The organism is Pseudomonas fluorescens (assembly GCF_041354075.1).
Taxonomy (GTDB): Bacteria; Pseudomonadota; Gammaproteobacteria; order Pseudomonadales; family Pseudomonadaceae; genus Aquipseudomonas; species Aquipseudomonas fluorescens_CE.
The window spans coordinates 98,868-111,083 of sequence record NZ_JARZGC010000015.1 but is presented as its reverse complement, the minus strand read 5'-3'; the positions used below and the strand labels follow the sequence as shown (position 1 = coordinate 111,083).

The window sequence follows — 12,216 nt, the reverse complement described above, 5'->3', positions numbered from 1 at the left end:
AGGCCTGCACGCCTCGCTGACCTACGCCACCGACCTGTTCGAGGCCTCGACCATCGAGCGCATGGGGCGCCACTGGTTGAACCTGTTGCGCAGCCTGGTGGCCGACGTCCAGCAGCCGGTGGCGCAGTTGCAGTTGCTCGACGCTGCGGAACGCCAGCACATGGTCGCGGGCTGGAACGCCACTGCCGCTGTATATCCGTTGCACCGCCCAGTGCAATCGCTGATCGAAGATCAGGTGCAACGCACGCCAGATGCCTGCGCGCTGGTGTTCGGCGAACAGCGCCTGAGCTACGCCGCGCTCAATGCGCGAGCCAATCGGGTGGCCCAGGTGTTGATCGAGCAGGGCGTTGGTCCGGATGTGCTGGTGGGCATCGCGGTGGAGCGATCGGTGGACATGGTCGTCGGCCTGCTGGCGATCCTCAAGGCCGGTGGCGCCTACGTGCCGCTGGACCCGGAATACCCGGCGGACCGTCTGGCCTACATGTTCGACGACAGCGGCATCGAGTTGCTGCTGACGCAACACCCTCTGCTGGGGCAACTGCCGATTCCGCCGGGCCTGCGCAGTCTGGTGCTGGATCAGGATGACGCTTGGCTGGACGGGCGCAGCGACGTCAATCCGCAGGCGCTGCTCACGGGGGAAAACCTCGCCTACGTCATCTACACCTCCGGCTCCACCGGCAAGCCCAAGGGCGCGGCCAACCGTCACTCGGCGCTGGTCAACCGCTTGTGCTGGATGCAGCAGGCCTATGGGCTCGACGCCTCGGACAAGGTCCTGCAAAAGACCCCGTTCAGTTTCGATGTGTCGGTCTGGGAGTTCTTCTGGCCGCTGCTGACCGGTTCGACCCTGGTGGTCGCGCCCCCCGGCGCGCACCGCGATCCGGCGCAACTGATCGAGCTGATCACCGCACATCAGATCACCACGCTGCACTTCGTGCCGTCGATGTTGCAGGTCTTCGTGCAGGACCCGGCCGTGGCCGCCTGCACCAGTCTGACCCGCATCGTGTGCAGCGGCGAGGCCCTGCAAGTGGACGCCCAGCAGCAGGTGTTTGCCAAGTTGCCGAACGCCGGGCTGTACAACCTGTACGGCCCGACCGAAGCGGCCATCGACGTGACCCACTGGACCTGCGTCGATGAAGGGCACGATGTGGTGCCAATCGGTCAGCCGATTGCCAACCTGTCGAGTTACATTCTCGATGCCGAACTGGCGCCGCTGCCGGTCGGGGTGACGGGTGAGCTGTACCTGGGGGGCGAAGGTCTGGCCCGTGGTTACCATCGTCGTCCGGAACTGACCGCCGAGCGTTTCGTCACCAGCCCGTTTGGCAATGGCGAACGCCTGTACCGCACGGGCGACCTGGCGCGCTACCGCGTCGATGGCGTGATCGAGTACGCCGGGCGCATCGACCATCAAGTGAAAATCCGTGGCCTGCGCATCGAACTGGGCGAGATCGAAGCGCGCCTGGCCGAGCACGACGACGTCCGCGAAACCGTGGTCATCGCCCAGGACGGCAGCCTGCTGGTGGCCTACGTGGTCGCCGCGCAGCCACTGGCCGATGACGCGAGCCGTCACGCATTGGCGCAGGTGTTGAAAGCGCACCTGGGCCAAAGCCTGCCGGACTACATGGTGCCGCAGCATTGGCTGTGGCTGGAGAAAATGCCGGTCAGCCCCAACGGCAAACTGGAGCGCAAGGCACTGCCCAAAGCGGACACAAGCATCAGCCACCATGCCTACAGAGCGCCGACCACGGCCATCGAACAGGCGCTGGTGGAAATCTGGCAAAGCGTGCTGGGGCGTGCGCCGGTGGGCATCCACGACAATTTCTTCGAACTGGGCGGCGACTCGATCATCTCGATCCAGGTGGTCAGTCGCGCGCGGCAGGCGGGGATTCAGGTCAGCCCCAAAGACCTGTTCCTGCACCAGACCGTTCAGAATCTGGCGGCGGTGGCGACGATGGGCGAGGGCGGGTTGAGCATCGACCAGGGTCCGGTCACCGGCCGCACGCCGTTGCTGCCGTTCCAGCAACTGTTCTTCGAGCGCGACCTGACCGACCCGCACCACTGGAACCAGTCGGTGCTGCTCAAGACCGCGAAGCCACTGCACGCCGAGGCGCTGGAGCAGGCGTTGCAGGCGCTGGTCGCGCATCACGATGCCTTGCGATTGGCGTTCAGCGTCGAACAGGGGCAGCCGGTGGCCACCCACCGCCCCGTGGCCGCGCAACCCTTGTTATGGCAAGCCGAGGTGTCCGATGCGACGGCCCTCGAACAGCTGGCCGAGCAAGCCCAGCGCAGCCTCGATCTGGCCAACGGCCCGCTGCTGCGCGCCGTGCTGGCGAACCTGGGTGATGGTAGTCAGCGCCTGTTGCTGGTGATCCATCACCTGGTGGTGGACGGGGTGTCGTGGCGCATTCTGCTGGAGGACCTGCAACAGGCTTACGAGCAATTGCAGGCCGGTCAGGCCGTTAAACTGCCGGCCAAGACCAGCTCCACGCAAGCCTGGGCCCGTCGTCTGCAAACCCATGCCGACAGCCCAGCCATGCAGGCTCAGATCGGTTACTGGAGCGCGCAGCTGGAAGGTGCGCGGGCGGACCTGCCGTGCGAGCGGCCCCAGGGCGAACGGCACAACCGACACGCCCTGCACGTGCAGACACGCCTGGACCCGGAGCAGACGCGCAAGCTGTTGCAGCAAGCGCCGGCGGCCTATCGCACGCAGATCAACGACCTGCTGCTGACCGCGCTGGCACGGGTGATCGGCGAGTGGACGGGCGATGCCTCGACGCTGATCCAGCTCGAAGGCCATGGCCGCGAAGCGTTGTTCGACGAGTTGGACCTGAGCCGCAGCGTCGGCTGGTTCACCAGCCTGTTCCCGGTGCGCCTGACCCCGACGAGCGAAGTCGGTGGGTCGATCAAGGCGATCAAGGAACAACTGCGTGCCATCCCCGACAAGGGCCTGGGCTTCGGCGCGCTGCGCTACCTGGGCAACGACGCGGCGCGGCAGACGCTCGCGGCACTGCCTGTGCCGCGCATCACCTTCAACTACCTGGGCCAGTTCGACGCCGGTTTTGCCGAGGACGCCGGCGCCCTGTTCACCCCGGCCAGCGAGTCGGCGGGGGCCAACCAGAGCCCATCGGCCACGCTGGACAACTGGCTGACCCTGAACGGTCGGGTGTATGCCGGCGAGTTGAACATCGGCTGGACCTTCAGCGGCCAGATGTTCGACGAGTCGACGATCGAGCGCCTGGCCCAGGCCTATGGCCGCGAGCTGGAACGCCTGATCGAGCATTGCTGCCAGCCGCAGCACCAGGGCCTGACGCCTTCCGACTTCCCGCTGGCCGGGCTGACCCAGGGGCAACTCGATGCGCTGGCGCTCACGCCGCGCCAGGTCGAAGACCTCTACCCGCTGTCGCCGATGCAGCAGGGCATGCTGTTCCACACCCTGTATGAACAGGAAGCTGGCGCCTACATCAACCAGCTGTGCGTGGACGTCGACGGTCTCGACGTCGAACGCTTCCGCCAGGCGTGGCAAGCGGCGATGGACGCCCACGATGTGCTGCGCAGCAGTTTTGTCTGGGACGGCGATGTGCAGCGTCCGCTGCAAGTGATCCACAAGGACCTGGCCGTGCCGTTCAGCGTACTGAACTGGCGCGAGCGCAGCGATCTGCCGCAGGCACTGACGGAACTGGCGAGCGAGCAACGGCGGCAGGGTTTCAACCTGCACGCCGCGCCGTTGTTGCGTCTGGTGCTGGTGCAGGTGGGTGACGGGCGTTATCACCTGATCTACACCAGCCACCACATCCTGATGGACGGCTGGAGCAATTCGCAATTGCTGGGCGACGTCTTGCAGCGCTACAACGGGCAGGCTCCGTCGCTCGGCGGCGGGCGTTATCGCGACTACATCGAATGGCTGGCGCGTCAGGACGGGCAGGTCAGCGAAACCTTCTGGAAGGCACAACTGACTGAATTCGAGGAGCCGACCTGCCTGGCCAAGGCATTGATTCACCGTGGCCGCGAAGGCGCGGGCCAGGGCGAGTATTTCCTCGACCTCGACGCTCACCGTACCGCCGCGATGCAGCAGTTTGCCCGCTCGCACAAGATCACCGCCAACACCCTGGTGCAGGCCGCGTGGCTGTTGCTGTTGCAGCGCTGCACCGGTCAGGACACGGTGTGTTTCGGCGCCACGGTGTCCGGGCGTCCGGCGCAACTGAGCGGCGTCGAACAGCAGATCGGCCTGTTCATCAACACCTTGCCGGTCATTGCCAGCCCGCGCGCCGAGCAACCGTTGCAGCAATGGCTGCAACAGGTGCAGGGGCAGAACCTGCTGCTGCGCGAGCAGGAACACACGCCGCTGTTCGACATCCAGCGTTGGGCCGGGCAGGGCGGTGAAGCGCTGTTCGACAACATCCTGGTGTTCGAGAACTACCCGATTGCCGACGCCTTGCAACAGGGCGGGTCGCAGGGCCTGCGCTTTGGCGAGGTGGCGAACTTCGAACAGACCAACTACCCGCTGACGCTGTCGGTCATGCTCGGCGAGCAGTTGTCGATGCAGTTCAGCTACAACCGTCAACAGTTCGATGGCGCGGTGATCGAGCAACTGGCAGCCTGCCTCGACCAGCTCTTGCAGCAGATGGTCCAGGCCCCGGCCGAGCGTTGCCTGGGTGAGCTGACCCTGGTGCCGGCGGCGCTGCGCGAAGTCCTGGTGCAGCCGGGCGACGAGCACCGCGTGCAGCAGATGTTCGAGCAGCAGGTGGCCAGGACCCCAGAGGCAATCGCGTTGATCTACAACGAGCAGCGCCTGAGCTACACCGCGCTCAACGCCCAGGCCAACCAGCTGGCGCGGGTGCTGGTGCAGCAGGGCGTCGGCCCCGATGTGCTGGTGGGGATTGCGGTCGAGCGTTCGGTGCCGATGATCGTCAGCCTGCTGGCGGTGCTCAAGGCCGGTGGCGCCTACGTGCCGCTGGACCCGGAATACCCGGCCGAGCGCCTCGGGGCGATGATCGAAGACAGCGGACTGCGGGTGTTGCTGACCCAGGGCCATTTGCTGGGTGCATTGCCCGTCGTGCAAGACGTCAGCGTGCTCAGTCTGGATCAACTCCAGTTGCCGGCGCAGAGCGACAACCTGCCGGTGCGTTGCAGCGCGCAGAACCTCGCCTATGTGATGTTCACCTCTGGCTCCACCGGGCGCCCCAAGGGCGTCGCCATCGACCATTCGGCGCTGTCGCGGCATGCCCTGACGACCGTGGGTTTCCATGGCCTCAGAGCCGCCGATCGCTGCCTGCAATTCGCCACCTTCAACTTCGATGCCTTCGTCGAGCAGCTTTACCCCCCGTTGATCTGCGGGGCGACCGTGGTGCTGCGCGGCCCGGAGATCTGGGACAGCGAAACCTGGCATCGCCAGGTGCTGGATCACCGGATCACGGTCAGCGACCTGACCACCGCCTACTGGAACATGCTGGTCAAGGACTTCGCGGCCAGCGCACCGCGCGACTACGGCGTGTTGCGCCTGGTCAGCGTCGGCGGCGAAGCAATGCCGCCCGAAGGCGTGGCCACCTGGGCCAAGGCTGGCCTGGGGCACGTGCAGTTGCTCAACACCTACGGCCCGACCGAAGCCACGGTCAGTGCCACCGAACTTGATTGCAGCGAGTATGCGTCGGGCCTCAAGCCGTTGCCGGCCACCATGCCGATTGGCCATGCGTTGCAGGGACGCGGCCTGCATGTGCTGGACATCCACGGCCAACCGGCACCGGTCGGCGTGGTCGGCGAGCTGGTGATCGGCGGCGATCTGCTGGCTCGTGGGTACTTCAACCGGCCGGACCTGACGGCCGAGCGGTTCATTCCCGACCCGTTCGACCCGCTGGGCGGCGGGCGCCTGTATCGCACCGGCGACCTCGCGCGTTATCGCCCCGACGGGTTGATCGACTACGCCGGGCGTCTCGACCATCAGGTGAAGATTCGCGGCTTCCGCATCGAGCTGGGTGAAATCGAGACCCACCTGCTCCAGGTGCCGTCGGTGCGTCAGGCGCTGGTGGTGGCGCAACCGGCGGCCATCGGTCAACAACTGGTGGCTTACGTGGCGTTCGACGATCCAGCCCTGGCTCGCGGCGAGGCGGCGGCCCAGGCGCTGTTGCGCGAGGACCTCAAGGCACGCCTGCGCGCCAGCCTGCCGGATTACATGGTGCCGGCGCATGTGCTGCTGCTCGAAACCCTGCCGATGAGCCCCAACGGCAAGATCGACCGCAAAGCCTTGCCGGGGGTCGATGCCAGTGCAGCCAGCGGTGATTTTGTCGCCCCCGTCGGTCCGCTGGAACAGCAGATCGCCACGGTCTGGCAGGACGTGCTGGAGCTGGAACAGGTCGGGCGCACCGATCACTTCTTCGAGCTGGGCGGGCATTCGCTGTTGGCGACCCAGGCGGTTTCCCGCCTGCGCAAACTCAACGATTGTCCGTTGAGCCTGCGTGATCTGTTCAGCCATCCACGGCTCCAGGACCTGGCGGCGTGGATGCAGGCGCAGGGCAAGCCTGCGGTCGAGGTGCCGGCGCTCAAGGCCCACGGCGGTAAAACCGTGGCGCCGCTGTCGCTGGTGCAGCGGCGTCTGTGGATCGCCGAACAGCTGTCCGGTGGCACTTCGGCCTATGGCATGCCGATGGCGTTGCGCTTGCGCGGCGAGTTGTCCATCGAGCGTCTGGTGAGCAGTTTTGCCGACGTGGTGCGCCGTCATGAAGTGCTGCGCACCGCGTATGCCCAGGACGAGGAGGGCGACCCGATTGCCGTGATCAGCGAGCAGGTGACGGTCGACTTCCCGGTCACCGACCTGTCCGGATTGTCGCGCAGCGCCCAGGAAGAACAGGTGGCCCAGGCCGCGCTGGACAATGTGCGCACGCCGATCGACCTCGAACAGGCGCCGCTGTGGCGTGGGCGAATCCTGCACCTGGGGCCGACCGAACACGTGCTGCTGTACTGCATGCACCACATCATTTCCGATGGCTGGTCGATGGGCGTGCTGGTCAACGAGCTGGTGCAGACCTATCACCTGAAGGAGGACCCGAGCCTGCCGCCATTGCCGGCGCTGGAGGTGCAGTATTCCGATTTCGCCCTGTGGCAACAGGCGCTGGAACGGCAAGGCATCCTCGGCCGGCAAGCCGAATACTGGAAAGATCAGTTGGCCGGATACAGCGGGCAGTTGCCGTTGCCGACCGACAATCCCCGAGGCCCGGTCCCGTCGTTCGAAGGCGACGCGGTGCAGTTCCGCCTCAGCCGCGAGCTGAGCGGTGCCCTGCGCCAGCACGCGAAGACCGCTGGCGTGACCTTGTACAGCACGCTGCTGGCGTCCTTCCAGGTGCTGTTGCACCAGGTCAGCGGCGCGGCGGACGTGCTGGTCGGCGCCGATGTCGCCGGTCGCGGGCAGCCGGAACTGGAACGCCTGATCGGCTTCTTCGTCAACGTCCTGCCCCTGCGTTCGCGGTTCGACGCCGGTTCCACGTTCTCCAGCTTCCTGGCCCGCACCCAGCAAACCCTGCTCGGCGCCCTGGAGCATCAGGACCTGCCCTTCGACATGATCGTCGACACGTCGGGGGTGCCGCGCCACAAAGGCATGAACCCGCTGGTGCAGGTGTTGTTCGTGATGAACAACCTGCCCGGCAGCGTGCAGACCCTCGGCGGTTTGAGCGTGGAAACGCTGCCGGTGCTGGAGTCCCATTCTAAATTCGACATGGCGTTGTTCGTTGACGATGAAGAAGGGCAATTGCTGGGTAATTGGCAATTCGCCACAACCTTGTTCGGACACGAGCGCATTCAGTCCCTGGTCAAGGCCTGGATAGCCCTGTTGGAACAGATCGTCGCTGATCAGGACATTCAATTGGGAGCTATCAGCATGCCAGTCGACCATTCAGCCGTGGCCACCCGGCCCGCTGCGCCGGGACCGAAAGCCGACAAACTCGGCAAATTCCTCAAACGTTCGGCGACCACCGTCGCCAAGATCCGCCCCGCGCCCGTGCGTGAATCGCTGTTGGCCGCGCCGCAGCCGTTTCCCCTGCTGGTGGAGCCGAACGAGCCGCAGCTGGACCTGATCGAGTGGATCAGGCAGAACCGGCCGTTGCTCGAACAGAAACTCGCCGAGCACGCCGGCATTCTGTTCCGTGGTTTTGCGCTGGACGGCATCCAGGGCTTCGAAGCCTTCGCCGAGGCGATCCAGCCGGGCCTGTACGGGCAGTACGGCGACCTGCCGAAGAAGGAGGGCGGCAAGAACACCTACCGCTCCACGCCGTACCCGGAGCGCAAGATGATCCTGTTCCACAACGAGAGCTCCCACCAGGACCGCTGGCCGCGCAAGCAGATGTTCTATTGCGAGCAACCGTCGCTGTCCGGCGGTGCGACCCCGGTGGTCGATTGCCGGTTGATGTACGAAAAACTGCCGGCGGAGCTGCGCGACAGGTTCGAGGCCAAGGGCTTGCTGTACGTGCGCACCTTCACCGACAAGCTCGACGTGTCGTGGCAGCACTTCTTCAAGACCGAAGACCGCGCCGAAGTCGAAGCCCGTTGCCGCGTCGGTGGCATCGAGTGGCGCTGGCTCGACAACGATGAACTGCAAACCCGCACTCCGGGCCCGGCGATCATTCGTCACCCGGTGACCGGCGCCAAGTCGTTCTTCAACCAGGTGCAGCTGCATCACATCTACTGGCTGGAGCCGCAGGTGCGCGAGGACCTGCTGTCGATGTTCGGCCTGGACCGCATGCCCCGCCACGTGTTCTACGGCGACGGCACGCCGATTGAAGACGACGTCATGCAGCGCATCGGCGATCTGTACGAGGAATGCGCGGTGCGTTTCGACTGGCAGAAGGGCGACGCGATCCTGCTGGACAACATGCTGGTGGCCCATGCCCGTGATCCGTACGAAGGCCCCCGCAAAATCGTTGTCGCCATGGGCGACATGTACGACCACAGCAGCCTTGAAGCCCGGGAACCTTGCGCTTCAAGCACAATGAACACCGAGGAAACCGGCGCATGAACCCCGTATCGATGGATCAACAGGACCTGGGTTATGCCCTGACGCCGGAGCAGCAACGCGTGCTGGAGCAGTTGCCGAAGGCGGCGGCGTGCGCCGACGCGCTGCATTTTTTCGAGGTCCGGATCAACGGCGCACTGGACCCCCAGCGCCTGCAGATGGCGCTGGATGCCGTGCTGGCGCAACAGCCGATGTTGGTGGCGCAACTGGGCAGGGCGGCGGGGCTTCATGGTCTTCGCCAATTCGTCGCGGGGGCCGAGCGCTTTCCGTTGACCGTTCAGGCACGGATCGACGCGGCGGCCGACATCCAGGCACAAATCGCCGAATGGGCGGCGCGCTCTTTCGTGGCCGGCGAGTCGGAGAACGCCCAGGCGGTGCTTTATCGTCTGGCGGAGGATCAGTGGAAACTGCTGATCGGTATGGCCCGGCACAGCACCGATGCAAACGGCTTGCAGCGGTTTTACCAGCAGTTGCTTCTGGCCTATGAACAGGGTTTGCCAGAGGGCGACGACGCGCCAGGCGAGTTCACCCAGTACCTGGAATGGCGCAGCGAAGTGGTGCTCGACGAGGATGCCGCCGGAGCGCGCCACTATTGGCAGCAACACCTGCAAGGCGCAGACGTCGAGCTGTCCAGCCCGTGGTTGGCCTATCGCGATACAGGCACCGAAGCGCCAGCCGCCACTTCCTGCCTGACCAGCGCCCTGGAGCCCTCGTTGCGCAGTGGCTTGCAGCAGGCGGCCGATGCCTTGCAACAACCGCCTGCCCTGTTGTTGCAAGCGGCCTGGTGGTTATTGCTCGGCCGTTTGAGCGGGCATGAGCAGATGCTGGTGGGGCTGCGCCATGACAGCCGCGAGGATTACGAGTATTTCGCCGACGCCGTGGGCGTTTTCGAGCGCAGCCTGCCGCTGAACCTGTCGCTGCCGGCGACGACGCCATTCGACCGCTGGCTGAAAGACCTGGCGACCCGCCTGGATGAACATCGCACCTGGCAGGAATACTGGTCGCCCGAACTGGCGCCGGCAGCGGCGCTGCCAGCGTATGGTTTCGCCCGGTGGCGCGCGCCGCGTGCCGGGACCAGCGCGTTGCACTGGCTGCCGGTGCAGCGTCCACAGCCGCAAGCCAACGTGGAATTGCTGCTGCAAACCGAGTTGGACGACGGCGAAAACCCGTTGGCGTTGCACCTGCAATTCGCCGCGTCGCGCTACAGCGTGCAGGCGATGGACGGCTTGATCGCCCAGTTCAAGGTGTTGCTTGCCGCCATCGTCGCCACGCCAGAGGCTGAACTGGGTCGGTTGTCGTTGCTGGGCCCTGACGAACAGCGGCGCCTGTTGGCAATCAACCCGGCGCCGCACGCCGTGGAGGCTCGCTACCTGCCGCAACGCATTGCCGAACACGCCCGCGCCACGCCGCAGGCGATTGCCCTGACCGACGCCACGCAACGCCTGAGCTACAGGCAATTGCAGGCTCAGGTGACGACACTGGCGGATGCCCTGCATGCCCAAGGGGTGGGGCGTGGCGCGATCGTCGCGCTGGCGCTGCCCCGTTCGGCTGATCTGGTGGTGGCGATGCTGGCGGCCTGGCAGGTGGGGGCGGCGTATCTGCCGCTGGACCCGCAATGGCCACAGGCGCGTCAGGCCCTGATGCTGGAGCAGGCCGCCGCCAACCTGTTGCTGGTCGATGCCGCGCAGCTCGAACAGTGGCAGGGCGCCGGGTTACGGGTGAGTACATTGACGCAGTTGCTGAACGCGACACCGGTGGTCACTCGTACAAGCGAGCCCGCGACACAGGGTGAGGAGGCCGCCTACGTGCTGTTCACCTCGGGCTCCACCGGCATCCCCAAAGGCGTGGTCATCGAACATCGCCAATTGCTCAACTACACCGCGCAGGTCAGCGTGGCGCTGGGACTGGACCAGTGCCGGCACGTGGGCTTCACCTCCACGGTGGCGGCGGACCTGGGCAACACCGCATTGTTCGGTGCGCTGTTCAACGGCGCCACGCTGCACGTGGCCACGGACGAGCAGATGCAGGACGGCGCGCTGTTCGGCGCGTTCCTGCAACAGCAGGCCATCGATTGCCTGAAGATCGTGCCGTCGCACCTCGCTGCGCTGCTCGACAGTGAGCACGCGCAACTGCCGCACACGCTGATACTCGGTGGCGAACCGATTGCTCCGACCTTGATCACGCGCATCGCTGACCTGCGCAGCGATTGCCGGGTGTTCAATCACTACGGTCCGACCGAAGCGACGGTGGGGGTGCTGGTCCATCCGCTGGCGCTAAATACCCCGGACACGGCCGCGCTCAGTCAGGTACTGGGCAACAATCAGGTGTACGTGCTCGATGAAGCGCTGCAACTGGCGCCGGTCGGTGTGTTGGGCGAGTTGTACCTGGGCGGCGCGCAGCTGTGTCGGGGCTACCTCAACGCCGACGCGGATGCGCAGGCGTTTATCCAGAGCCCCTTCGACGCCTCGCAGCGGCTGTATCGCACCGGGGATCTGGCGCGCTACCGTCCGGACCTGTCGATCCAGTTGCAGGGGCGGCGCGATCAGCAGATCAAGGTGCGGGGTTTCCGCATCGAACTGGCTGAGATCGAGGCGCAGTTGCTGCGTCTGCCGAATGTCGCTCAAGCCCTGGTGCTGCCCGGCGCCACCGCACAGGATGGCTTGTTAGCCTTCGTCGTGCCCCGGCAGATGCCTGCGGCCGACTGGCTCGAGCACCTGCGCGAAGAACTGGCCCTGCGCCTGCCCAGCGTGATGCTGCCGCAGCAGATCCAGGCGGTTGACAGCTTCCCTCGCCTGGCTAACGACAAGATCGACCGCAAGGCGTTGCAGCAACTCGGTGCGACGGCGCAGGACGATGGCGGCCTGGAACCCCGCGATGCCCTGGAACAGCTCCTGGCGGCGCGCATGGCGCAACTGCTCGACCTGCCACGCCTGGGCATCGACCGCGACTTCTTCGCCGCCGGTGGCCATTCATTGCTGGTGATCAAGCTGGTGGCGGGCATTCGCAAGTTGCTGCAGTGCGAAATCCAGCCGGGCCTGGTGTTCGACCACCCGACCGTGGCGGGCCTGGCCCAGGCGCTGCGCACGGGTGAAGGCACCCCCGGCCAACTGGAAAAAATCGCCCAGGCCCGCCTGCGCCTGGACACCATGAGCCCGGAGGAAAAGGCGTTGCTGACGGAAAAAGCGCGATTGATGCAGCAAGCCAAAGCCGCACAAACCCTGTAG

The 12,216-nt window shown here is 65.7% G+C and carries 2 protein-coding genes (1 of these 2 cut by a window edge); both read left to right on the top strand.

Annotation, left to right across the window (positions count from 1 at the left end):
- Positions 1–8,995, top strand: the 3' portion of a protein-coding gene (locus tag QIW53_RS18980) for a non-ribosomal peptide synthase/polyketide synthase (protein WP_371051173.1). 4,481 nt of this gene lie to the left of the window's left edge; the window shows 8,995 of its 13,476 coding nt (coding positions 4,482–13,476); its start codon lies off the left edge, out of view; the stop codon is at positions 8,993–8,995.
- A complete protein-coding gene (locus QIW53_RS18975) occupies positions 8,992–12,216 on the top strand; it encodes a non-ribosomal peptide synthetase (RefSeq protein WP_371051172.1) in 3,225 nt (1,074 codons plus the stop codon). The genes QIW53_RS18980 and QIW53_RS18975 overlap by 4 nt, the downstream gene beginning before the upstream one ends.

Bases quoted from the DNA above. Each gene is read 5' to 3' on its own strand.
- QIW53_RS18975 (WP_371051172.1), top strand. From the start codon at position 8,992: ATGAACCCCGTATCGATGGATCAACAGGACCTGGGTTATGCCCTGACG.